Here is a 22,385-nt window from a genome sequence, read left to right on the forward strand (position 1 = left end):
CGGCGGGGGTCAGGGAAGGACGAGTGACTGGATGCTCACGGCCGCGGCGCCGCGGGCCCACTCCTCGAAGGGCAGCGGACGGATGGACAGCGGGCACCGGGCGGCGGCGCCGAAGGCCTGCCGCTCGAAGCTCGTCCGGATGGGGGTGTCGAACAGGTCGTACGCGGCAAGGCCCTCGCCGGACACGACGATCCGGGTGGGCCCCACGAGGTTCGCGACGGCGGCGATGCCGCAGCCGATCGCACCGCCGGCGCGGGTGAAGACGGCGCGGACGGCCTCGTGCCCGCCCCGCGCGAGCGCCACGGCCTCGTCGAAGCCGAGATCGGGCCGGCCCGTACGCTCCCGGGCCTGCGCCACGAGCGCGTCGGTGCCCGCGATGGCCTCGACGCAGCCACGGCCACCGCAGTGGCAGTCGGGGCCGGCGGCGTCCACGGCGATGTGGCCGATCTCTCCGGCCACGCCGTACGACCCGGAGACGAGCCGGCCGTTGACGACCAGGCCGCAGCCGATGCCCGTTCCCACGGTCACGAGGGCGAACGACTCCGCCCCCACCCCCTCGCCGAACCAGTGTTCGGCGGCGGTGAGCGCCTTCACGTCGTTCTCCACCGTCACGGTGAGCCCGGTGGCCTCGGCCGCACGGTGGCCCAGCGGCACGTCGCGCCAGTGCAGGAACGGCGAGTAGCGGACCAGGCCGGTGGTGCGGTCCACGTCGCCGGAGAGGGAGAGCCCGAGCCGGCGGACCCGGGCCCGGTGCTCGGGTACGGCGTCGAGCAGGTCGTCCACGAGCCGGCCGACGTCGGTGAGCACACCGTCGACCGCGGGGTCGGCCAGTGGGCGGCGCGCGGTGGCGCGTACCTCGGCGCGCAGGTCGCAGACCACACCGATCAACTCGTCGGCGGTGATCTTCACGCCCACGAAGAACTCGCGGTCCGCCCGCACCGCCAGGGGGCTGGCCGGGCGGCCCGCGCCGGGGCCGGTCCGATCGGTCGCGGCGAGTTCGTGCAGGTAGCCCCGCTCGATGAGCGGACGCGCGGCCTTGGTGACGGCGGCGGAGGAGAGCCCGAGCCGGCGCGCGAGACGCACCCGGCTCACCGGCCCTCCGGTCAGGACCGCCGTGAACACGGCCGTGGCGGCCGGCGCCGCGACGAGCACCGTGTCGCTGGCAGGAAACATGCCCGAAAGCCTAGGCAAATATTTAACTTCTTCAAGTATTGATTTGCTTCGAGGGCCGTCCTACAGTCGGGCGCACCCGCCCCCACACCCGGCACCCACCGACCCCGGACACGACGAAAGCCCGCCCCCGGTCTCCCGGGAACGGGCTCTCGCCTGGTGTTTCTCGTCGTAGCGGGGACAGGATTTGAACCTGCGACCTCTGGGTTATGAGCCCAGCGAGCTACCGAGCTGCTCCACCCCGCGTCGGTCCGTCAACCGTAACGCACTCCCCCCGTAACCCGCAAAACGGCCCCCCGCCCGGCGGCGACGCACGCGACCGGGCGGGCCGGCGGGGCCGCATTCGCGCTGGCCGGGCCGGCGACGCCGCGCCGGCCCGGCCGCACCTCAGTCCAACCAGTCCGAGACGGCCCGGACCGCGCGTCGGCTGTAGTCGTCGACCTGACGCCGGTCGCTCGACGTGCCCTCCCAGCCCATCTCCCACAGCACCGTCACCACGTCACCGACCCGGATCGCCCGGATCAGCCGGATCGTCTCGCCCTCCACCGGTTCACCCCCGGCCCACGCCGGTTCGCGCATCTCGACCAGCACGGCCTCGTCGCCGAAGTCGCCGCCGGCCAGCAGCCGCTGCCGGGACGTCCGCCCGTCGGCGACCTCCTGCTCCGGGCAGTCCCGCACCGCCCGGCGCAGGTCGGCCATCCAGTCGTCGGCCCGGCCGGGGCGGTGGATGGTGATGGTGTGACGGTAGGCGCCGTACGGCACCGTCCCCTCCGGCGTGTTCGGGGTCAGGTGGTAGAAGAGCGCCCGGCCGCGGCGCTGCACCACCCGGTCGTCGAGATCCGCGCCGCAGAGGTCCGGCAACGCCCTCCCGTCGTCGTTGGCGACCGGCGGCCAGGCGGTGGTCGCCAACGGCTGGGTGAAGAACGCCCGGTCCGGGATCGACGTGGGCGTACGCGCCGGCGGCGGAGCGCTGCTCGGAGGAGCCGCCGGCGACCGGCTCGGCGTGGTCCGGGCGGGTGAGGGGGTGCCCGGCGTCGCCGACGGGCTCGGCGACGGCGCCGTCACCACCGGCGTGGGAGTGCCGGCCGGCGGCGTGACCGCCTCGCGCTGGCCGGTCAGGACCAGACCGGTGCCGGTCCCCACACCGGCGACCAGCAGCGCCGCCGCGAGAACGATGCCGGTCGCCCGTACGCGGGCCCGCCGGTCGGCCCGCTCCCGCAGCGCCTCCGGAGCGACCACGGCCCGGGCATCGGCGTCACCGGTGAGGGAGCGGTAGAAGTCGGACAGATCACGAGACATCGTTGGCCTCCAGTTCCGCGTCGGAGACGCCGGGCAGCAGCGCGGCCAGACGCGCGCGGCCCCGGGACAGCCAGGACTTCACGGTGCCGGTCGGCACCTCCGTCTCCCGGGCGATCTCCTCCACCGACATGTCGAAGAGGTAGTGCAGGGCGAGCGCCTGCCGCTGGGCGGCCGGCAGCCGGCGGAGCGCGTCGAGCAGCAGCACGCCGTCCTCGCTGGGCGGCGGCACGACCTCCGGCGGCCCGCTGCGCGTGAGCGCCGCGTGCCAGCCGCGCAGGCGACGCCGGCGGTCGGTGGCCAGCCGGGCGACGACCAGCCGCAGCCACGCCTCCGGCGCAGGGTGCGCCGTCATCCGCCCCCACTGCCGCCAGGCCCGGGCGTACGCCTCCTGCACGAGGTCCTGCGCCTCGGTGTAGTTCCCGGCGACCGCGTAGCCGTACCGGAGCATGCGTCGGGACGTGCTGCGGTAGAACTCGTCGAAGCTGCCCGCGTCCCTCATGTCGTCACCACGCTTCCCTGCCATCGCGTCCTTTTCAGGCAGGACGGACGAACGGGGCTGCCGGTTGCGGTCGGAGAGACGACAGAGCCCCCGGGCACCGGGACCGGTGGGTCCAGGGCCGGGGGCCTGCGTCGCGTCGGATCAGCCGCCCGCGGGTGGGCTCGTGCTCGGGGACGGGGGCGGACTGCTGCCACCGGGTGCCGGGCTACCGCCCGGCGTCGGGGAGCCCGTCGGCGTGCCGGCCGCCGGAGTGACCTTCCCCTGTGCCTGCTGGAAGGCGACCATCGCCTCGTCCAGCGCCTTGAGCGCCCGCCCGTACCGCTCGAAGTCACCGGACGCCTGCGCGGCCCGGACCTCGCCGATGGCGGTCTGCACCCGCTCCGCCGCGGCCGCCAGCTCCCCGCTCAGCGGAGGATTGTTGTCACCCGTGGGCGGCGGCGTGCCACCCGTCTGCGGCGGTGGGTTGGTGCCGCCCGTCTGCGGCGGCGGCGCGCCCTGCCCGGCCCGCTTGCCCTGCTCGACGAGCTGCTTGATGCCCTCGTCCAGGTTGTTGGCCAGCGCCACGAACGAACCACCGTCACCGTACGAGACCAGCACCCGTTGCAGCAGCGGGTACGCGTCCTGGTTGTTGCTCTTCACGTAGACCGGCTCGACGTAGAGCATCCCGTCGGCGAACGGCAGCGAGAGCAGGTTGCCGTACTGCACCTGGGCCTGGCCACCCACCGAGAGCACGTTCAGGCGCTCCCGGATGTCGCCGTTGTTGGTCATCTGCTGGTGCACCTGCACCGGACCGGAGATCCGGGTCTGGTCGGGCAGCTCCAGCACCTCCAGCCGCGGTTCCCCGTCCACGTACGAGCCGGAGATCAGCGCGGCCAGGTTCTGTCGGCCGTTCGGGGTGACCGCGGAGGTGAGCTGGAAACGCGGCCCCTCCTGGCCGGGGAACTGGGTGAACAGGTAGTACGGCGGCTGCTTCTGCCCGCTGTCCGGCGCGTCCGGCACGTTCGGCACCTGCCAGAAGTCCTGTGCCGAGTAGAAGTCGCCCGGGTTGGTCACGTGGAACTTGGTGAGCAGGTTGCGCTGCACCTTGAACAGGTCGGCCGGGTAGCGGAAGTGCTCCGCCAGCTCGGTCGGGATGTCCTCCTTCGGCAGCACCAGGTCCCCGCCGAACGCCTTGTTCCAGGCCTTCAGCACCGGGTCGTTCTCGTCGAACTCGTAGAGCCGGACCGTGCCGTCGTACGCGTCGACGGTGGCCTTGACCGAGTTGCGGATGTAGTTGACGTTCTCGCGGGCCAGCTGGAAGGTGCCGCGGCCGGTCAACTCGTCCGTGGTCTCCTCGCGCAGGTTGACCCGCTCGGCGTACGGGTAGGTCGCGGCGGTCGTGTAGCCGTCCACGATCCACTGGACGCGGCCGTCGACCACCGCCGGGTACGGGTCGCCGTCCAGCGTGAGGAACGGCGCGACCTTCTCCACCCGGTCGCGCGGGTTACGCACGTAGAGCAGCTTCGAGTTGTCGTTGACCGCGCCGGAGAGCAGGAAGTTCGACTCCTGCTCCTTGATTGCGTAGAGCAGCCGGCGGGTGAACGAGCCGATCTCCACACCACCGGTGCCGGTGTAGGTGTACGACTCGCCGCCGCCCTCGCCGACCGGGCGGTCGAACTCGGCCTTGTTGTTCGGGTCGGTCTGGCCGACGATCGCGTAGTCGTCGTCGCCCATCCGCTCCCCGTAGTAGATCCGCGGCTGGGTGGCCGGGATCTGCTCGGTCTGCGACGAGCACGCCTCCTGCGTCCGCTCCCCGAGGAAGCCGGAGACGAAGAACGGCTGGCCACCGCAGACCACCTGGTTGGCCGGCGCCGCCACCACGCCGTAACCGTGCGTGTACACGGTGTGCCGGTTGATCCAGGTGTTCTGCTGGTCGGTCAGCTCGCCGTAGTTGATCTCCCGGACGCCGACCACGTAGTCGGAGGTCTTGCCGTTCACCCCGTACCGGTCGATGTCCAGCTTCGGGCCGAAGTCGTAGAAGCCACGGACCTGCTGCAACTGGGTGTAGGTCTCACTCACCAGTTGCGGGTCGAGCAGCCGCACGTTGGGCACCACCGAGGTGTCCGTGGCGAGGCTCGCGGGCGGGGTGAGGTTGTTCGCCGCGTACGGCGTGGTCTTGGTGGTCGCCAGGCCGTACGCCGTCCGGGTCGCGTCGATGCTGCGCTGGATGTACGGCGCCTCCTTCTCCTTGGCGCTCGGCTTCACCTCGAAGGTCTGCACCGCCCAGGGGTAGATGCCGCCGATGGCCACCGCCGAGACGCCCAGCAGGGCCAGCGAGATGCCCGGCCACACCAGGTTCCGCATCCAGGCGTTCGAGAAGATGATGATCGCGACCGCGACGACGATCGAGATGTACGCGAGGATCTCCTTGGCCGGCAGCAGCGCGTTGACGTCGGCGTAGCCGGCGCCGAAGAGCTTGGCGCCCTCGTTGTACTCCAGCAGCATGGCGCGCCGGTCCAGCACGTACGCGATCGCCTTGAGCGCCACGAACACCGCGACCAGGGTGCTCAGGTGGGCGCGGGCCGCGTTGGTCATGCGGTCCCCGACGCCCTGCAGCCGGACGCCGCCGAAGATGTAGTGCACGGCGAGCGCGCCGACCACGGCCAGCACCACGGCGGTGAAGCCGACACCCAGCAGGTAGCGCCAGAACGGCAGCTGGAAGACGTAGAACCCGACGTCGATGCCGAACTCCGGATCCTTCACCCCGAAGTCGCCGCCGTTACGGAAGAGCAGCCACTGGTTCCACCGACTCTGCGCGGACAGGCCCGCGAAGAGGCCGACGATCACGGCGACGACCGCGATCCAGGTGCCCAGCCGCGGCGTGAGCGCCATGCGGTACCGCTCCAGCGTGGCCTGCTCGACGGAGTGCGGGCGCAGCCGCGGCCGCAGCCGGTAGGCCAGCCAGAGGTTGCCGCCCACGACGACCGCCATGGCGAGGCCGATCACGAGGAAGAGCAGCAGCCGGGTGACGAGCACCCCGGTGAAGACCTCCGTGTAGTTGACCTCGTCGAACCACAACCAGTCCGTCCACGCCTGCACGCCCCAACCGAGCAGGGTGAACAGTGCGAACACCCCGACCAGGACGGCGATCGTGACGCGGCCGCGTCGACTCATCCTCGGCAGGGGACTGCTGCTCCGCATGACCACTGTTGGCTCCGCACGCTCGATGTGATCGGCTCCGACCAGGCACCCAGAGTACGGGGTGTTTCTGAACGTGGCCGCCCGTGGTCACGCCGTGGCGGTCCGGCGGTGGCCGGAGCCGGCCACGCGCGGGCCGTCGGGGCGTCGCCGAGGTGGTCAGCAGCGGGTCGGCTGGCCCCCGGCGCGCAGCGTCTGGAGCGCGCCCAGCGCCTCGTCCAGCGAGCCGATCCTGATCAGCGGCAGGTCGGGCTGCGGGTTGCGGACCGCCTCGGCGCAGTTGTCGGCCGGTACGAGGAAGACCTTCGCCCCGGCGTGCTTCGCCCCGACCAGCTTCTGTGCGATCCCGCCGATCGGGCCGACCTTCCCCTCGTCGTCGATGGTGCCGGTGCCGGCGATCACCATGCCGCCGGTCAGGTCGGCGGGGGTCAGCTTGTCGACGATGCCGAGCGCGAACATCAGCCCGGCGCTCGGCCCGCCGATGTCCTCCAGGTCGATGCTCAGGTTGAACGGGTGCGGCTGCTGCTGCTCGATCTCCACGCCGATGCGCGGGTGGCCGTCCTGCTCCCGGCTGGTGACCTGCGCGGTGGCCGGCGCCCCGTCGCGGGTGTAGCCGATGGTCAGCACGCTGCCGGCCGGCTTGGCCCGGATCAGGTCGGTGAGCCGGGTGGCGACCGGCACGGGCTGCCCGTCGACGGAGGTGAGCACGTCGCCGGTCCGCAGCAACCCGACCGACGGCCCGCCCGCGGTCACCGACTTCACCACGACCTGCACCGGGAAACCCAGCTCCCGCAGCGCGGCGGTCTCGGCGCTGGTCTGCGACGCGGCGAAGTCCTCGGCGTTGCGCTTCTCGACCTGCTCCTGCGACTCCCCCGGCGGGTAGATCAGCTCGCGGGGCACCACGGCCTCGTCCTTCGACAACCAGCCGGTGATGGCCGACCGGAGCTTGACCGTGGGTTGGACGCCGACGGTCGTGAGCCGCAGCTGCCCGGCCGAGGTGGACGTCGCGCGGCCGGAGACCTGGATGACCTCCTTGCCGTTCTCCGTGCCCAGCGTGTTGACGGTCGGCCCGGGGCCGAGCACCACGTACGGGATCGGCGCGCCGAGCACCCCGAGGCTGAGCAGGGCGGTGAGCAGGGCACCGAGCAGGACGGTCAGGCCGCGACGTCTCATGCGGCAGAGCGTACCGACCGGGCCCGGCCGCTCCGGCGGTGCGCGGGCGACTTCGCCCTCAGCGCAACGCCAGCGGCACGACCTGGGGCGTGGCGCGCGTACCGTAGACCTCGTGCCTGATATTCCGTTCGGTTTCGCACTCCCGGGTGGGCAACCACCAGACCCCAACGACCCCGCGCAGATGCAGCAGTTCATGTCGCAGTTGCAGCACCTGCTCTCCTCGTCGGGCAGCGGGCCGGTGAACTGGGACCTGGCCCGCCAGGTGGCCGCGAGCCAGCTCGCCGCCGCGGGCGACCCGGCGGTGTCGCCGTACGAGCGCAACGCCGTCGAGGAGGCGCTGCGCCTCGCCGACCTGTGGCTCGAGCCGGCCTCGGCGTGGCCGTCCGGCATCCAGACCTCCGTGGCCTGGAACCGCAACGAGTGGATCTACAAGACGCTGGACGTCTGGCGGAAGCTCTGCGACCCGGTGGCGAGCCGGATGGTGGGCGCCATGGGCGACCTCGTGCCGCCGGAGGCGCGCGCACAGCTCGGCCCGATGCAGTCGATGGTGGCCACCCTCGGCGGCGCCCTCTTCGGCGGTCAGCTCGGCCAGGCACTGGGCTCGCTCGCCGCCGAGGTGCTCTCCGCCGGCGACATCGGGCTGCCGCTCGGCCCGGCCGGCACGGCCGCGCTCATCCCCGCCAACATCAAGGCGTACGGCGAGGGCCTGGAGCTGCCGGAGGACGAGGTCCGCCTCTACGTGGCGCTGCGCGAGGCCGCCCACCAGCGGCTCTTCCAGCACGTTCCGTGGCTGCGCGGCCACGTGCTCAGCGCGGTCGAGATGTACGCCTCGGGCATCCGGGTCAACCGGGAGGCGATCGAGGAGGCGATGGGCCGGGTCGACCCGACCGACCCGGAGTCGATGCAGGCCATCGCGCTGGAGGGCATCTTCACTCCGGAGGACAGCCCCGCCCAGAAGGCGTCGCTGGCCCGGTTGGAGACCGCGTTTGCGCTGGTCGAGGGCTGGGTCTGCCACGTAGTGGACAGCGCGGCCCAGGGCCGGCTGCCGGACGTGGTGCGCCTCGCCGAGGCGTTCCGGCGCCGGCGTGCGGCCGGCGGCCCGGCCGAGCAGACGTTCGCGGCGCTCGTCGGCCTGGAGCTGCGACCGCGCCGGCTGCGCGAGGCCGCCGCACTCTGGGCGGCGCTCACCGAGCACCGCGGCATCGCCGGACGGGACGCGCTCTGGGGCCACCCGGACCTGCTCCCCTCCGAGGACGACTTCGCCGACCCGGTGGCCTTCGCGATGGCCGACGTCGACATCATGGACGAGCTGGAGAAGTTCGACTTCACCGCTCCCGGCGGGCCCGAGGAGCAGTCGCCCGGCGAGAAGGAGCAGCGGCCCGAGGGCGACGAGGACGACGGCCGCTCCTGACCGTCCCGTCAGCCAGCAGCCGACGCGAGCGACGTCGACCGCCGGCGGGGCGTGAGGCCGTCGCCGGCGGCGACGACCGGCGTGCGGCCATCGCCGGCGCCCCTGTCACCACGCGAGCGTGATGCCTCAGAGGCATAAATATGCCTCTGAGGCGTCACGCTCATCCAGGTCCCGGCCGCCCCCGTGAGAGACCACCCACGGTGACCCGGGAGAGACCACCCGCGTGATCAAGAGTTTTGCGTCACCGGAGCGCCTCCGGATGACGCAAAGCTCTTGATCACCCGTCCGCCTGCGGCCCGGTGGGCCGGGCGGTCGGGTGGGTGGGCCGGGTGGGCGGGGTGGGCCGGGCGCGGTGGTTAGCCGGCGTGCGCGGCGCCGGAGAGCAGGGCGCGGGTGGCTTCCCAGCCCTCGACGGCCGGGTCGAGGGCGGCCAGGTCGGCGGGCCCGCGCAGCCGGCGCCAGGCCGGTGTCACCGCGAGGTCGCCGGGCCGGGGCGCGGCGGCGCGCACGGCCGCCGGCAGCGTCTCGTCCAGGTCCACCGGCGGCAGCCACGGGGGTACGGGCAGCCGCGCGGCGACCCCGAGCAGACCCGGGCCACCCTCGGCGGGCGCGACCGCCACCGGGCGGCTGGTCAGCGGGCGCAGCAGCTTTCCGATGGTCAGCCCGGGCAGGTCGGGGGCGTCGGCGGCGATCACGGCCGCCTGGTCGTACCCGGACAGCGCCGCGAACACCGCGCTCGGCGTGGGCTCCGGTACCTCGTACACCGCCATGTCCGGCCAGGTCACGGCGTCGGCGACCGCCCGGTCGGCCGGGGTGACCGCCACGGCGGTGTCCACCTCGGTCAGCATGGCGAGCAGGTCGACGGTGTCCTCGGCGAGCGCCGTGCGCCACCGCACCGGGTCGACGCCCGGCGGCGCCCACGTCACGGGCCCGAGCAGGGCCACCACCACCCGCCGTACCATTCCCCGACCCTAACTCCGCACCCCGACGGTGCCCACCCGTGCCGCGCCATGGGGGCACCCGGGTTCAAGATCGCGCAACGTCGACAAAGTAGTGGCCTCAACGGCCGGCGGAGGCCACTACTTCCGAGATGTTGCGCGATCTTGGCGTGCGGAGGTGGCCAGAGACGGGACCGGATTGGTCCGCTGGTCCGAAGCCCGGCGAGGGCCAGTCACTCCGCGAGGGCGGGGACGGCCGCGGCCGCGGCCACGCCCTCCAGGTAGCCGCGGGCGCGCTCCGACTTCGGGTAGCGGGCCACCAGCGCCCAGAACTCGGCGTTGTGGCTCGGCACGATGAGGTGCGCCAGCTCGTGCAGGAGCACGTAGTCGATCACCCAGTCCGGCATGTCCTGGACGCGGTGCGAGATGCGGATGGTCCGGTCGGCGGGGGTGCAGGAGCCCCAGCGGCCGTTCTGGTTGGTCACCCAGCGCACGCTGGCTGGAACGGCCTGGGAGCCGTACTCGGCGAGGTAGGTGGTGAGCAGCCGGGTGGCCCGGGCGAACAGCTCGGCGTCGGACCGGGCGAGCCGCCCCTCGCGCGCGGCGAGCCGGGCCAGCATGCGGTCGACCCACTCGCTCTCCTCGGCGCGGGAGAACTGGTCGGGAATCAGGACGACGACCCGCTCACCGTCGCGGTACGCGGACACCGTCCGTCGCCGGCGCTGGCTGCGCCGCACCTCGACGACCGGCTTGCGCGCCCCTGCCATCACAGACCCGCGCAGCCTCGGTTTGCTGCCACGAGGGAAAGCTACTGCCTAGTGACCAGGGGTACGCAAGGGTCAACCCTCCGACACGCGCCCGGAAGATGGTGATTGGTCGCCAGGAGTCCTGAAAATTTTCTTGCCAGGAGACCGCGCAGCGTCACCGTCACGCTTCGTGGCGGTCCTCAGGCCCGCCACCTGGGACGGCTCGACGCGTTGTCCACGGTAGGTGATCATCCGGCTGGGGCACCGACCGGGGGTGCCCTGCGGGCCGTCTGAGGCGGTTTGGTCGGCGTGTCCGCGCCAAACTGACTTATCCGACGTTATTCCCCGTGCACACTCTCGTGGTCGGCTTCCTCACAGTGTCGACGCACAGCTGACATGGAACCGCCCACACCTGGGTAGGGTCCGCGGACCAGCGGTCACGTGGGTGGCCGTAGGAGTAAGACCCGGCGCCGGGGCCGCGTGGCCCGCCGCCGGGAACCCCGCCGGGACGGCATCGACCGGCGGACGAGACGAGGAGGGCACCGTGGCCGACCAGGCCCAGACCTACAACGGTTACTGCGTCAAGTGCAAGGAGAAGCGGGACTTCGAGGGACACATCGAGGTCTCGAAGACCGGGATGAACATGGCCAAGGGCAAGTGTCCGGTGTGCGGCACAACAGTGAACCGCATCCTGGGCAAGGCCAAGGTCTGAGCGATCGCGACGACGGGGAGGGGCGGCCCGGCCGGGTCACCCCTCCCCGTCGTCGTCACGGTGCGCGCCCTGTCGGCTCCCGGACAGGGCCGTACGGGGGCTGTGGATAACTCGCGAAGTTCTGTGGACAGCCCAGGACAGAGCCCTCCCCACCTGTGGACAACGATCGACGCAGCGCACGGACGCGGTCACGATTCGTTGTCATGACCCGCGCCGTACTCCCCCGTCCCACGCTCCTGCCGGGCCTCACCCGGCTGTGGCGTGACCGGCACACGCTCCAGCTCGGCCTCGGGCCGGGGCACGCCGTCCTGCTCGAGGTCGCCGACCCGCGCGCCGCCCGCCTGCTGGACCTGCTCGACGGCACGCGCAGCGAACGTGGCGTGCTGACGCACCCGGTCGCCGCCGACGTGGGCGCCGACCAGGCCCGCACGCTCCTCGACGCCCTCCGCGCCGCGGGGCTGCTCGTTCCCGGGCACTCCCTGCTGCCGCGCGACCTGGCCGGCCCGGCCCGGGCGCGGCTCGCCGCGGAGGCCGGCGCCCTCGCTCTCTCCGCGGCCACCCTGCCCGCCAGCCCGGCGCAGGTTCTGCGGCGGCGGCGCGCCGCCGCGGTGCTGGTGACCGGCCCCGGCCGGCTCGGCGCGGCGGTGGCCGTGGCCCTCGCCCAGGCCGGCGTCGGGCAGCTGACGGTGGATCTCGCCGGTCCGGTACGCCCCGCCGACCTCGTCGGCACCGGCATCCCGGCGGCGGATCTCGGACGTCCGCTCGCCACCGCCACCCGGGAGGCGATGGCCCGGGCGGCTCCCGGCGCCACGACCGCCCAGCGGCGCGGCCGGGTCGACCTGGTGGTGCAGCTCGGCGCCGACCGCCCCGCGGCCCTGGTCGCGGCCGGTCACGCCCAGCGGCGCCAGCCGCACCTGCTGATCACGGTCCGAGAGGGCGTGGCGGTCGTCGGGCCGATGGTCCGGCCGCCCGTGGGCCCGTGCCTCAACTGCGTCGACCTGCACCGCGTCGACCGCGACCCGGCCTGGCCCCGGCTGGCCGCCCAACTCGCCGCCGAGGAGCCGAACCCGGCGGTCGCCACCGCCACCCTGCTCGCCGCGACCGGGTTCGCCGTGACGGAGGCCCTGGCGCAGCTCGACGGCGGCACTCCGGAGACCCTGGGCGGGTCGATGGAGATCCACGGCCCCCGCCGGCTGCGCCGCCGTGGCTGGCCGCCGCACCCCGGCTGCGGCTGCTCCCGTGGCGGTCGCCGGTGATCTGGGCGGTGATCGCGGCCCGGCCGCTGGGCCGCCCTATGCCGCGGCGGAGGCGGGCCCCGACCCGCCGCCTGCCCGCCGACACCCGCTGGGTCGGCCGGTCGGGCCTGGTCGGATCCGAGGCGCTGCCGATCGAGGGTGATCCACTCCGTTCCGGCGATATCGCGGGATCGAGGTGGGACGGATGCCGCCACATCGGCGATCTGGTGTGGATCATGTGCGGGCGGCCCGGCCGACGGCGGGCCTGGTCGGATCCGGGAGGTGCCAGTCGGGGCTCTCGGGCCGCCGCCTGCCCGCCGACGCCCCGATCTCCGAGGCACATCCCGGGCCGCCGCCTGCCCGCCGACGCCCGATTTCCGGAGCCCCCCGGGCCGTCGCCTGTCCGCTGACGCCCGATCTCCGACCGGGCGTCCGGACCGAACGACGGGTGCCGGGGCGCTCAGCAGCCGCGGGCCGGCAGAGTCGGTAACAATGACCAAGTGACCGACATCCCGCGCCGGGCCGTGTCCCGGACCGCCAAGCTCGCCGCACTGCCGCTCGGCTTCGCCGGCCGGACCGTTCTCGGCATGGGAAAGCGCGTCACCGGGCTCGCCTCCGACGTGATCTCCGCGGAGATCCAGCAGCGCACCGCGGAACAGCTCTTCAGCGTCCTGGGCCAGCTCAAGGGCGGCGCCATGAAGTTCGGTCAGGCGCTGTCGGTGTTCGAGGCGGCGTTGCCGGAGGAGATCGCCGCACCGTACCGGCAGGCGCTCACCAAGCTCCAGGAGGCGGCGCCGCCGCTGCCCGTCGCCAGCGTGCACAAGGTGCTGACCGAGCAGCTCGGCCCCGACTGGCGGGACCGGTTCGTCGAGTTCGACGACAGCCCGGCCGCGGCGGCCAGCATCGGGCAGGTGCACAAGGCGGTCTGGCGCGACCCCGGGTACGGGCCGTCCGGTTCCCCCCGCCACCGCGACGTGGCCGTCAAGATCCAGTACCCGGGCGCCGGGGACGCCCTGCTCACCGACCTCAAGCAGCTCTCCCGGCTCGGCGGGATGCTCCGGGCGATCCAGCCCGGGCTGGACGTCAAGCCGCTCCTCGTCGAGCTGCGGGAACGGATCACCGAGGAACTCGACTACGAGCTGGAGGCCGAGTCGCAGCGGGCGTTCGCGGCCGCGTACGCCGACGACCCGGAGATCTACATCCCGGCCGTGGTCTCGTCCGCGCCCCGCGTGCTGGTCACCGAGTGGGTCGAGGGCACCCCGCTGGCCGACATCATCCGGGAGGGCAGCGAGGAGCAGCGGGACGAGGCGGGCCGGCTCATGGCCACCCTGCACCTCTCCGCACCGATGCGGGCCGGGCTGCTGCACGCCGACCCGCACCCGGGCAACTTCCGGTTGCTGGCCGACGGCCGGCTCGGCGTCGTCGACTTCGGCGCGGTGGCCCGGATGCCCGAGGGCACGCCCGAGCCGATCGGCCGGCTGGCCGGCCTGGCGCTGCGCGGCGACGCCGACGGGGTCGTGAACGGCCTGCGCGAGGAGGGCTTCCTCAACCAGGACGGCCCCATCGACGCGCAGGCGGTGCTGGACTACATCCGGCCCATGCTGGAGCCGGTGGCCGCCGACGAGTTCCGGTTCACGCGGGCCTGGCTGCGGGGCGAGGCGGCCCGGCTCGCGAGCCCCCGCTCCCCCGCGTACCAGCTGGGCCGGCAGCTCAACCTGCCCCCGTCGTACCTGCTCATCCACCGGGTCACGCTCGGCTCGATCGGGGTGCTCTGCCAGCTCGAGGCCAGGGCGCCGTACCGGAGCATCCTGGAGCGCTGGCTGCCCGGCTTCGCGCCGGTCGCCTGACGGCCCCCGGGCCGTCGCGCGCTGCGGGTGCCCGGGCCCCGGCCCCGGGCACGGTGCCGTCCGCCGGAACGCCGCGGGGCGGGCGGCCGGAGACCGGCCACCCGCCCCAGGTGGGTGATGTCAGAGAGTGCCCAGTTCGTACGCCGACTGCTTGCGGCTGTTCATGGCGACGGTGCGGGCGGATCGGGTTGCCTCAGTGCTCGTGGTGCGACCGGCCTGAGGCCGGCGCATTCGAGCCCGGGACAACGCTTCGTGGAGTAGTTGCATCTCGATGGCTCCGTTCGGGACGTGCAGCATGGTGTTCTCACTCATCACCGGCGTGACACCGGCATAGTTGGGACGGGTCGGGTTCATGTCAGGCCGCCAGCCGGACCGCGTTACGCCCCTGGGCCAGACCACTGGCCGCGAGACGCGCCTCGGCCTCGACCCGGAGAGCGGCGTCGCGGGCGACGTCCTCCTTGCGCGGACGGCCACGGGGCCGCTTGCGCGGAACGACCGCGCCACGCTCGAAGATCTCGCCACCCCAGACGCCCCAGGGCTCGGCCCGCTCCACGGCACCGGCGAGGCACTCGACGCGCAGCGGGCAGTCCCCGCAGAGCGACTTGGCCAGCTCGAGCTCGGTGGGCGAGTCGGAGAACCACAGGTCGGGGTCGAACTTCCGGCAGGGCAGGTTCGCCTCCAGCTCGACGCTCACGTCGAGCGAGGCCAACGCCAGACTCATCACCCGGTCACCTCTCTCTCACTTCGATCTCGTGGATCGCTACTTCCGACTACTTCGGCGGGACAAAAAACTGAGGCCGCGGATCCCGGTGTGCGGGTTCCGCGGCCTCGAGGTGAGCCGGTGGTCTGGTGATCAGACCGGTCTACCTCGAGGTGGAACACCGCGGACGTCCATGCGCTTCTTGGCGACATCGACGCCCTTGCCCGTGAAGCCACTGGTCCCCTCGACTCCGATCGGCGCGACGGTGAGGTTCAGCTCGGCCTGAACCTGGACCTGGTGCACCTGCGGAACCGACGGTCGTGCGGCGGTAAGGGCCACCCGGACAGCCGACAGCGGAGCGATGGCAGCAGGCAGCGCCGCCGGACGCTCATAGGTGAAGATCTCCATTGGTGCCACCTCCCTCACGTTCCTCGAATCGACTGGACCTACCCCTCGTGAGCAGGCCGAATGGCGCCGCTCGCGAGGTGTGTCCTGAGGCTATGCCTCCCCGCGGGGGGAGGGCAAACGAATTTACGGCTCGATTTCGAAAGTTTTCTCCGGGCAGACGTCGTCGACCGCCGCGCCCTTCACCAACGCCAGTACGGACTCGCCGTAGAGGCCCAGTTTGCGGGGACCTATCCCGGCGATCGCGATCAGATCCTCGGCGCGGCCCGGCCGCCGTTCGGCCAGCGCGGTCAGCGTGGCGTCGGTGAAGACCACGTACGCGGGCACCTTCTGTGCCCCGGCCACCCGGCGGCGCCACTCGCGCAGCCGCTCGTGGAGGGCCTCGTCGATGTCGGAAGGGCAGGTCGCGCAGCGGCCCAGTTTCCGCTCCGGGCCGGCGAGCAGGGTCGCACCGCAGATCCGGCAGGAGACGATCTGCGTGCGGCGCCGCTCCGGCCGTGCCGCCGGGCCGGTGCCGCGCGCGCGTTCACCGCCGCCGGAGCGGTCGAGCTGGGGCAGGAACCGCGAGGGCCGCCGGGCCCGCCCACCCGGGGAACGCGCCACGGCGTACGACAGCCACAGCCACTCCCGGGCCCGGGTGACGCCCACGTAGAGCAGCCGGCGTTCCTCCTCCACCTGCTCCACGGTCTTCGCGTACGTGGTGGGCAGGGTGCCCTCGGAGAGCCCGACCAGGAACACGGCGTCCCACTCCAGCCCCTTCGCCGAGTGCAGCGAGGCGAGGGTCACGCCCTCCACCGTCGGGGCGTGCTGCTGGGCGGCCCGGCGGTGCAGCTCGTCGGTGAAATCGGCCAGCGTCACGGGGCGCTCGACGGCGGCGGCCTCACCGATCGGGAGCACGGTCGGCGTGGCCGCGTACTCCTCGGCGAGCTGCACCAGCGCGGCGAGGGCCTCCCAGCGCTCGCGGGCGGCGCCACCGGCCGGCGGCGCGTCCGGCGCCCAACCGACCGCGGCGAGCGCCTCCACCACGGCGGCCGGGAGCGGGGTCTCCCCGGGGATGGAGCGGGTGGCGGCGCGCAGCGCGACCATCGCCTGCCGCACCTCGGCGCGTTCGAAGAACCGCTCCGCGCCCTGCACCACGTACGGCACCTCGGCCTCGGTGAGCGCCTTCTCGTACGCCTCGGACTGCGCGTTGGTGCGGAACAGCACGGCGATCTCGCGGGCGGGGGTGCCGGCGTCGACGAGCGCGCGCGCCCGGGCCGCTACGGCGTTCGCCTCGGCCGGCTCGTCGGTGAAGATCCGCAGCTCCGGTTCGGGGCCGGGCGGGCGCTGCCCCCGCAGTTCGAGGCGCAGCCGGGCCTCGGTGCCGCGGGCCTGCGAGATCACCGCGTTGGCGAGCCCGACGACCTGCGGGGTGGAACGGTAGTCGCGCACCAGCCGCACCACCACGGCGTTGCGGTGCCGGCGCGGGAAGTCGACCAGGTACGACGAGGTCGCCCCGGTGAAGGAGTAGATCGTCTGGCTGGCGTCGCCGACCACGGTCAGGTCGTCCCGCCCGCCGAGCCACGCCTCCAGCAGCCGCTGCTGCAGCGGGTTGACGTCCTGGTACTCGTCGACCACGAAGTGCCGGTACTGCGCCCGCACCTGCTCGGCGACGTCGGCGTGCTCCTCGATCCCCCACACCGCGGCGCGCAGCATGTCCTCGAAGTCGATCACCCCGTTGCCGCGCTTGATCTTTTCGTACGCCGCGAAGACCTCGGCCACCTTCGCCGGCTCGTGCGGGGTCTCGCGCAGCGCCTTGGCGGCGGCCACCACGTACTCGCCCGGCTCGACCAGCGACGACTTGGCCCACTCGATCTCGCCGGCCAGGTCCCGAGCGGCGGCCCGGTCGGTGCGTAGCCCGACCCGCGCCGCGGCGAGCGTCACGAGCCGCACCTTACTGTCCAGCAGCTCGGGCATGGCCCGCCCGTCGAGCAGGCGGGGCGCGAAGTAGCGCACCTGGCGCAGGGCCGCCGCGTGAAAGGTGCGTGCCTGGACGCCGTTCACCCCGAGCTGGGTGAGCCGGTGTCGCATCTCGGCGGCGGCCCGGGCGGTGAACGTGACCGCCAGCACGTGCCGGGCGGAGATCTCCCCGGTGAGCGCGCGGTGGGCGATCCGCGAGGTGATGGCCCGGGTCTTGCCGGTGCCGGCGCCCGCGAGGACGCAGACCGGACCGGCCGGCGCGGTCACCGCGCTGCGCTGCTCGGGATCCAGCCCGGCGAGCACCCGGTCGGCCGTTGAGTGAACCACCACAGCCAGGAATTCTGGCAGCCGCCCCGGACGTTGCAGCGGATAGCCTCGGCTTGATCGGCAAGCCGCCGGGCGGACCGTGGGAGGATCACACCATGCTGACGATGTATTCCACCTCGTGGTGCGGCTACTGCCACCGGCTCAAGTCGCAGCTCGACCGGGCGGGCATCGGGTACGAGGTGGTCGACATCGAGCGGGACCCGCAGGCCGCGGAGTTCGTGATGAGCGTCAACGGCGGCAACCAGACCGTCCCGACCCTGCGCTTCGCGGACGGCAGCGCGCTCACCAACCCGTCCATCACCGAGGTCAAGCAGCACCTCGAGGCCATCACCGCCGTCTGAGCCCTCGTACCGCCGAAGAAGGCGGCCGTCCCACCGGACGGCCGCCTTCTTCCGTTTCCGGCTCCGGTGGCCGCGGACGTCATCGCCCGCGCTGGCGGCGTGTCGCGGCGATCACGTCGTGGTCGTCCGGGCGGCGGGGCGACGGGACGCGCGGGCGGGTGGAGGTACCGGGCGGTCGGGTCAGGTGCCGGGCCCGCCAGAGGTACGCGCCCGCGAGCAGCGTGACCGTCCCGGTGAGGAGGAAGAGCAGCCGGTAGTCGAGCGCGCCGACCAGGAGCGCGCCGGCGCCGATCGAGAGCGCCTGCGGCCCGCTGACCACGGCCTCCGCGGCGGCCGCTACCCGGCCGAGCAGGCGCGGCGGGGTACGGCGCTGGATGAGCGTGTTGAGCCCCACCATGGTCAGCGGCAGCGAGAACCCCGCCAGCAGCACCGCCACGACGCCGACCCGCAGGTCGGGGTACGCGAGCGCCAGCGCGGCCGGCCCGAAGAAGGCCACCCCGGCGGCCAGTGTGCCCACCTCGCCGAGACGGCGTACGGCACCGGGCGAGCAGAGGCCGCCCACCAGTCCGCCGACGCCCTGCACGGTGACCAGCACGCCGACGAACGCGGCGTCCCGGTGCAGGCCCTGGTCGACGTACGCGAAGATCAGTGACTCGGTGAAGCCCATCACCAGCGAGCCGAGCGCGTAGCCGAGGAGTGCCCGGCGCAGCGCCGGCTCCCCGGACAGGTGCCGCAGCCCGGCGCCGAGGTCGAGGGGCCAGGCCGGTCCGGCACCGGGCGGCGCCGTCTCCGCCGTGCGCAGCAGGCCCACCACGCCGGCCGCGGTCAGGAAGCCGAGCACGCCGACCGCGGCCAGCGCCGCCCCGCCGATCGCGGCGTAGAGGCCGGCGCCCGCGAGGGGGCCGACCAGCCGCAGCCCCTGGCGTACGGTCTGGAGGGCGCCGTTCGCCTCGGCCAGCAGTTCCACCGGCACGAGCTGCCGGATCAGCCCGCTGAGCGCGGCGCTGAGGGCCAGGTAGGAGAGCCCGTAGAGGGCGGCCACCGCGTAGACGATCCACACGTCGGCCCGGGTACGCACCAGGAAGAGCGGGCTGATGAGCAGCGCGGTCACCAGGTTGGCGGTGACGAAGAACGGCCGGCGCGGGTAGCGGTCGACGACCCACCCGACGAGCGGCGCGAGCGCCATCGGCGCGATGACCGCGAAGATCGTGGCGCCGGCCAGACCGTCGGACCCGGTCAGGTCCTTGACCCAGATGGCCAGCGCGAGCAGCAGGATCGACTCCGCGCTCATGCTGGCCAGCAGCCCGCAGAAGAGCAGGCGGAACTCGGGTCGGCGCAGGACGGTGCGCATGGGTCCTCCGACTCGCGGTGGCGCGCCCCGGGCGGGCACGGTCGTCCGTGGAGCGTCCGTTCCGGACGTGGCGTCCGGCGGTCGCACGGTCCACGGTCCCCTTTTCTGCAAGACACGCCCCCGCCGGAACCTCCGACACCGGTCGCGCCGTCCATACTGACGGTGGGGGGCGAACTTCATACAGTTACCGTCGCGTTTCACGACGGTCGATGGGAAAGAGGACACCTTGCCTCCTGCCGCACCCAGCCCGATCCTGCGCCGTCGCAGGCTGGGCACCGAGCTGCGCCGGCTGCGCGAGGCCGCGGGTCTCACCGGGGACCAGGTCATCGAGCGGATCGGGTGGGCCTCCGCGTCCAAGCTGTCCCGGCTGGAGAACGGCCGCAGCCGTCCGGACCCGGACGACGTGCGCGGCCTGCTCGACCTCTACGGCGCCGACGAGGCACTGCGCACCGAACTCCTCGGCATCACCGAGGAGGCGGGCGACATGCGCGGCTGGCTGAAGAACTTCCCGGTGATGACCCAGCAGCAGCGCAGCTGGGCCGAGCTGGAGGCAGGCTGCGCCGCGATCTCGGAGTACAACCCGGTGCTGGTGCCGGGCCTGTTGCAGACTCCCGGCTACGCCCGGGTGCGGATCGTCTCGGCCCGCGAGGTCGGGGAGCGCGCGGGCGACCCGGAACCCGCCGAGGAGCCGGAGACCGAGGTGAAGGCTCGGCTGGCGCGGCAGGAGCTGCTGACCCGGGAACCGGACGCGCCCCGCTACACCGCCGTGATCGAGGAGGCCGCGCTGGGCCACCGGGCCGGTCCGCCGGAGGTGCTCCACGAGCAGCTCGTGCAGCTCTGCGAGCTGGCCCTTCTTCCGAACGTCACCCTGCACGTGCTGCTCCGCGACACCGCGATCGGCGACTGGTACCTGCCGCCGACCGCGTTCTCGGTCTACCGGTTCGCCGACCCCCTCGATCCGGAGACGGTCGCCATCGAAGGGGGCTTCACCGACGTCATGTCGACCGAGGCAAAAACCCTAAATCGCTATAAAGTGGTGTTCGAGTGGCTATGCACGGCGGCACTTCCCGCCTCGGACACGCTCTCCTGGCTGATCGAGGCGACGGGACGGCTGACCGGGACGGCGAACCCGTCCACGGTGGCGTACGGACCGGCAACGGCGCCGACCCAACGCCGCCGGCATCCGGGGCGGCTGACGGAACGGTGATCCACGGGGGACCCTCCGTCGGGGACGTGCGGCACCACTCGTCCCATCGGAGCGGTTCGAATGGAGCAGAACCATGAACGAGATCCGCAACACCCGGTCCGTCACGACCCAGCAGTTGGCGGACGCCCCGTGGCGCAAGAGCACGCGCAGCCAGACCTCCAACTGCGTGGAGGTCGCCCCGCTGGGCGGCGGTCCCGCCGCTGTCGCGCTGCGCGACAGCAAGGACCGGGGCGGCCCGGTGCTGCTGTTCAACCGGGCCGGCTGGCTGGGCTTCATCGCCGGCGCGAAGGAGGGACAGTTCGATCTGGACTGACCCGGTCGAGCGGGGCGGGGCCGTCGGCGCGATGCCGGCGGCCCCGTCGCATATCCGACCAACCCGCCGCTGACCAGGCATCCGCTGATCGGACGAGGCTCGAATCCGATAGTTGCGTTTCACTTGCTGAGATGCATACGGGGCGTAGAGTGACGACTGAGTGACGTGGAACTTCCATCCGGTTCGCGAGTCGCTTTCCATCCGGAGACGCCCATGCGGTTCCTGATCGTTCGCACCGACATCCGCGCCGTCGCCGACGGCGACATCGCCGCCGCCTGGGCCGGCGGTCACCGACTGCGGGACGAGACGACCGCGCCGGAGCCGCGCCGGCAGATCGTGCACGCCGAGGACCGGGACGCCGCCCTGCTGCTGGCCCGGGCGCTGTCCACCGTGGGCGCCGTACGCGCCGGCCGGCAACGGGTCAAGGTACTGCCGCTGAGCGACGCCGGCGCCCTCCGGGCATACCGGCCCGGCGTCACCTGAGGAATGTCCGTCGTGGCCGGACCGGCTCCCCCGCCGTGTTCCTCGCCCACCGACCACGACGGCCCGTGTTCCCGGCTCGTGACCGCCGCGGCAACGACGGTCACGGGCCGGGACCGCATGCGGCTCACCGCCCGGCGTCCACCCAGCCGTCCAGCCACTTGTGGATCAGGAACAGCGCGATCGATGCCGGCGGCGGCAGCACCAGCCGGGCGCCACCGCCCACGTCCACGGTCCGCCCCGCGAGCGCCGCGCCGATCTCCGCGCGGGTGAACCACCGGGCGTACGCGATCTCGGTGGGGTCGAGCCGGACCGGGTCCTCCGGGTCGGCGGTGGCGAGGAAGCCCAGCATCAGCGAGCCGGGGAACGGCCACGCCTGGCTCCCCACGTACGCGATCCTCTCGACCCCGACGCCGACCTCCTCGCGGACCTCGCGGAGCACGGCCGCCTCGGCCGACTCCCCCGGCTCCACGTAACCGGCCAGGCAGGAGAAGCGCCGCTGCCCCGGCGTGCTCGGCCAGGCCGCGTTGTTGCCCAGCAGGCACCGCCCCTCCAGCCCGTCGACGCCGTCGTGCACCAGCACGATCATCGCGGGATCGGTACGCGGCCAGATCCGCTCGCCGTTACGGTCGATCCGGGACCAGCCGGCCTCGTCCATCTCCGTCGGCGCGCCCGTGGCCGACGTGTAAGCGTGGCGCAGGTGCCAGTTGAGCAGCGCCAGCGCCGTGGTGAAGAGCCCGGCGTCCCGGTCACTGAGCAGGTGACCCACGTCCCGCAGGCCCACCGCCCGGGTGCCGGGCAGCTCCGGAAGCACGACGTCGACCGCGAAGACCGGCACCTCGTCCGGCTCCACCCCCAGGAACATGGCAGCCGCCTCGCTGCCCGCCGGCAGGTCACCGGCCCCGAGCAGCACCAGCGCCGGCGGGCTCACGTCGGTACGGACGAGCGTCCGGCCGTCCGCCGTGGAGTCCAGCACGAGCACCCGGCCCCGCAACCACGCCTCGGCCAGCCAGGCCGGATCGGTGCGGCGGTGCGCCGCCCGGTCGAGGGTCGAACGCGCCAGCGGTGGAGCGGCCTCCCCACTCATGCCGCCGC

At 73.2% G+C, this 22,385-nt stretch carries 20 protein-coding genes and 1 tRNA gene; 8 read left to right on the forward strand and 13 right to left on the reverse strand.

The window, feature by feature from the left end:
• Window positions 1-9: 9 nt before the first annotated feature.
• From D7193_RS18150 to D7193_RS18175, 6 genes are all read right to left on the reverse strand, one after another.
• Entirely contained in the window at window positions 10-1,173 is a 1,164-nt protein-coding gene (locus tag D7193_RS18150) for an ROK family transcriptional regulator (protein WP_120780713.1), read from the reverse strand.
• Between the two features lie 169 nt (window positions 1,174-1,342).
• Window positions 1,343-1,416, reverse strand: a tRNA-Met gene (locus D7193_RS18155).
• A 141-nt stretch (window positions 1,417-1,557) separates the two neighbouring features.
• On the reverse strand, window positions 1,558-2,469 hold the full coding sequence (locus D7193_RS18160; RefSeq protein WP_120780714.1) for a hypothetical protein: 912 nt from the start codon (window positions 2,467-2,469) through the stop codon (window positions 1,558-1,560).
• Complete coding sequence (locus D7193_RS18165; protein WP_120780715.1) at window positions 2,459-2,968, reverse strand: SigE family RNA polymerase sigma factor; 510 nt, start codon at window positions 2,966-2,968, stop codon at window positions 2,459-2,461. The genes D7193_RS18160 and D7193_RS18165 overlap by 11 nt, the downstream gene beginning before the upstream one ends.
• Window positions 2,969-3,109: 141 nt before the next feature.
• Window positions 3,110-6,148 (reverse strand): UPF0182 family membrane protein, encoded by a 3,039-nt coding sequence (locus tag D7193_RS18170; RefSeq protein ID WP_120781356.1) that lies wholly within the window; start codon window positions 6,146-6,148, stop codon window positions 3,110-3,112.
• A gap of 156 nt (window positions 6,149-6,304) precedes the next feature.
• Window positions 6,305-7,318, reverse strand: coding sequence for a YlbL family protein (locus tag D7193_RS18175; RefSeq protein WP_120780716.1), 1,014 nt, complete (start codon window positions 7,316-7,318; stop codon window positions 6,305-6,307).
• 112 nt (window positions 7,319-7,430) lie between these two features.
• On the opposite strand from D7193_RS18175, the gene D7193_RS18180 reads away from it, so the two are divergent.
• Window positions 7,431-8,729, forward strand: a complete 1,299-nt coding sequence (locus tag D7193_RS18180; protein ID WP_174242662.1) for a zinc-dependent metalloprotease — start codon at window positions 7,431-7,433, stop codon at window positions 8,727-8,729.
• 356 nt (window positions 8,730-9,085) lie between these two features.
• On the opposite strand, the gene D7193_RS18185 is transcribed toward D7193_RS18180, so the two are convergent.
• Both D7193_RS18185 and D7193_RS18190 read right to left on the reverse strand, forming a co-directional pair.
• Complete coding sequence (locus D7193_RS18185) at window positions 9,086-9,691, reverse strand: hypothetical protein (RefSeq protein WP_120780718.1); 606 nt, start codon at window positions 9,689-9,691, stop codon at window positions 9,086-9,088.
• 209 nt (window positions 9,692-9,900) lie between these two features.
• Window positions 9,901-10,434 carry a M48 metallopeptidase family protein gene (locus tag D7193_RS18190; protein WP_120780719.1) on the reverse strand — a complete coding sequence of 178 codons (534 nt, stop codon included), beginning with the start codon at window positions 10,432-10,434 and terminating at the stop codon, window positions 9,901-9,903.
• Window positions 10,435-10,957: 523 nt separating this feature from the next.
• Here D7193_RS18190 and D7193_RS33725 point away from each other — a divergent pair.
• The 3 genes from D7193_RS33725 to D7193_RS18200 all read left to right on the forward strand — a co-directional run bounded on the left by D7193_RS33725 (window position 10,958) and on the right by D7193_RS18200 (window position 14,207).
• The gene (locus D7193_RS33725; RefSeq protein WP_007072829.1) at window positions 10,958-11,125 is read left to right on the forward strand and encodes a DUF5679 domain-containing protein; all 168 of its coding nucleotides are present in this window, start codon (window positions 10,958-10,960) and stop codon (window positions 11,123-11,125) included.
• A gap of 203 nt (window positions 11,126-11,328) precedes the next feature.
• Window positions 11,329-12,381, forward strand: coding sequence for a ThiF family adenylyltransferase (locus D7193_RS18195; protein WP_120780720.1), 1,053 nt, complete (start codon window positions 11,329-11,331; stop codon window positions 12,379-12,381).
• Window positions 12,382-12,860: 479 nt separating this feature from the next.
• Window positions 12,861-14,207, forward strand: coding sequence for an ABC1 kinase family protein (locus tag D7193_RS18200; protein ID WP_120780721.1), 1,347 nt, complete (start codon window positions 12,861-12,863; stop codon window positions 14,205-14,207).
• A 355-nt stretch (window positions 14,208-14,562) separates the two neighbouring features.
• Here the strand turns inward: D7193_RS18200 and D7193_RS18210 are convergent, their stop codons facing one another.
• The 3 genes from D7193_RS18210 to D7193_RS18220 form a co-directional block, all read right to left on the reverse strand.
• A complete protein-coding gene (locus D7193_RS18210) occupies window positions 14,563-14,928 on the reverse strand; it encodes a WhiB family transcriptional regulator (RefSeq protein WP_120780722.1) in 366 nt (121 codons plus the stop codon).
• Between the two features lie 132 nt (window positions 14,929-15,060).
• Complete coding sequence (locus tag D7193_RS18215) at window positions 15,061-15,315, reverse strand: hypothetical protein (RefSeq protein WP_120780723.1); 255 nt, start codon at window positions 15,313-15,315, stop codon at window positions 15,061-15,063.
• A gap of 123 nt (window positions 15,316-15,438) precedes the next feature.
• Window positions 15,439-17,601: an ATP-dependent DNA helicase UvrD2 gene (locus tag D7193_RS18220; protein ID WP_120780724.1), complete on the reverse strand. Its 2,163-nt coding sequence runs from the start codon at window positions 17,599-17,601 to the stop codon at window positions 15,439-15,441.
• Window positions 17,602-17,693: 92 nt separating this feature from the next.
• Between D7193_RS18220 and D7193_RS18225 the strand changes: the two genes are divergently transcribed.
• Window positions 17,694-17,939: a mycoredoxin gene (locus D7193_RS18225; protein ID WP_120780725.1), complete on the forward strand. Its 246-nt coding sequence runs from the start codon at window positions 17,694-17,696 to the stop codon at window positions 17,937-17,939.
• Window positions 17,940-18,018: 79 nt separating this feature from the next.
• Here the strand turns inward: D7193_RS18225 and D7193_RS18230 are convergent, their stop codons facing one another.
• Complete coding sequence (locus D7193_RS18230; protein WP_120780726.1) at window positions 18,019-19,290, reverse strand: MFS transporter; 1,272 nt, start codon at window positions 19,288-19,290, stop codon at window positions 18,019-18,021.
• A 226-nt stretch (window positions 19,291-19,516) separates the two neighbouring features.
• Between D7193_RS18230 and D7193_RS18235 the strand changes: the two genes are divergently transcribed.
• The 3 genes from D7193_RS18235 to D7193_RS18245 all read left to right on the forward strand — a co-directional run bounded on the left by D7193_RS18235 (window position 19,517) and on the right by D7193_RS18245 (window position 21,293).
• A complete protein-coding gene (locus tag D7193_RS18235) occupies window positions 19,517-20,497 on the forward strand; it encodes a helix-turn-helix domain-containing protein (protein WP_120780727.1) in 981 nt (326 codons plus the stop codon).
• Window positions 20,498-20,570: 73 nt separating this feature from the next.
• Window positions 20,571-20,810, forward strand: a complete 240-nt coding sequence (locus D7193_RS18240; protein WP_120780728.1) for a DUF397 domain-containing protein — start codon at window positions 20,571-20,573, stop codon at window positions 20,808-20,810.
• Window positions 20,811-21,023: 213 nt separating this feature from the next.
• Entirely contained in the window at window positions 21,024-21,293 is a 270-nt protein-coding gene (locus tag D7193_RS18245; protein ID WP_120780729.1) for a hypothetical protein, read from the forward strand.
• A gap of 124 nt (window positions 21,294-21,417) precedes the next feature.
• On the opposite strand, the gene nudC is transcribed toward D7193_RS18245, so the two are convergent.
• Window positions 21,418-22,377 (reverse strand): NAD(+) diphosphatase, encoded by a 960-nt coding sequence (gene nudC / locus D7193_RS18250; RefSeq protein ID WP_120780730.1) that lies wholly within the window; start codon window positions 22,375-22,377, stop codon window positions 21,418-21,420.
• Between the last annotated feature and the right edge of the window lie 8 nt (window positions 22,378-22,385).

Source organism: Micromonospora costi (assembly GCF_003626655.1).
GTDB classification, from domain to species: Bacteria; Actinomycetota; Actinomycetes; order Mycobacteriales; family Micromonosporaceae; genus Micromonospora; species Micromonospora costi.

Excerpts from the sequence above, each read along its gene's own strand:
- D7193_RS18150 (WP_120780713.1), bottom strand. The coding sequence starts at position 1,173 with ATGTTTCCTGCCAGCGACACGGTGCTCGTCGCGGCGCCGGCCGCCACG.
- D7193_RS18160 (WP_120780714.1), bottom strand. The coding sequence starts at position 2,469 with ATGTCTCGTGATCTGTCCGACTTCTACCGCTCCCTCACCGGTGACGCC.
- D7193_RS18165 (WP_120780715.1), bottom strand. The coding sequence starts at position 2,968 with ATGAGGGACGCGGGCAGCTTCGACGAGTTCTACCGCAGCACGTCCCGA.
- D7193_RS18170 (WP_120781356.1), bottom strand. The coding sequence starts at position 6,148 with ATGCGGAGCAGCAGTCCCCTGCCGAGGATGAGTCGACGCGGCCGCGTC.
- D7193_RS18175 (WP_120780716.1), bottom strand. The coding sequence starts at position 7,318 with ATGAGACGTCGCGGCCTGACCGTCCTGCTCGGTGCCCTGCTCACCGCC.
- D7193_RS18185 (WP_120780718.1), bottom strand. The coding sequence starts at position 9,691 with ATGGTACGGCGGGTGGTGGTGGCCCTGCTCGGGCCCGTGACGTGGGCG.
- D7193_RS18190 (WP_120780719.1), bottom strand. The coding sequence starts at position 10,434 with ATGGCAGGGGCGCGCAAGCCGGTCGTCGAGGTGCGGCGCAGCCAGCGC.
- D7193_RS18195 (WP_120780720.1), top strand. The coding sequence starts at position 11,329 with ATGACCCGCGCCGTACTCCCCCGTCCCACGCTCCTGCCGGGCCTCACC.
- D7193_RS18210 (WP_120780722.1), bottom strand. The coding sequence starts at position 14,928 with ATGAGTCTGGCGTTGGCCTCGCTCGACGTGAGCGTCGAGCTGGAGGCG.
- D7193_RS18215 (WP_120780723.1), bottom strand. The coding sequence starts at position 15,315 with ATGGAGATCTTCACCTATGAGCGTCCGGCGGCGCTGCCTGCTGCCATC.
- D7193_RS18225 (WP_120780725.1), top strand. The coding sequence starts at position 17,694 with ATGCTGACGATGTATTCCACCTCGTGGTGCGGCTACTGCCACCGGCTC.
- D7193_RS18230 (WP_120780726.1), bottom strand. The coding sequence starts at position 19,290 with ATGCGCACCGTCCTGCGCCGACCCGAGTTCCGCCTGCTCTTCTGCGGG.
- D7193_RS18240 (WP_120780728.1), top strand. The coding sequence starts at position 20,571 with ATGAACGAGATCCGCAACACCCGGTCCGTCACGACCCAGCAGTTGGCG.
- D7193_RS18245 (WP_120780729.1), top strand. The coding sequence starts at position 21,024 with ATGCGGTTCCTGATCGTTCGCACCGACATCCGCGCCGTCGCCGACGGC.
- nudC (WP_120780730.1), bottom strand. The coding sequence starts at position 22,377 with ATGAGTGGGGAGGCCGCTCCACCGCTGGCGCGTTCGACCCTCGACCGG.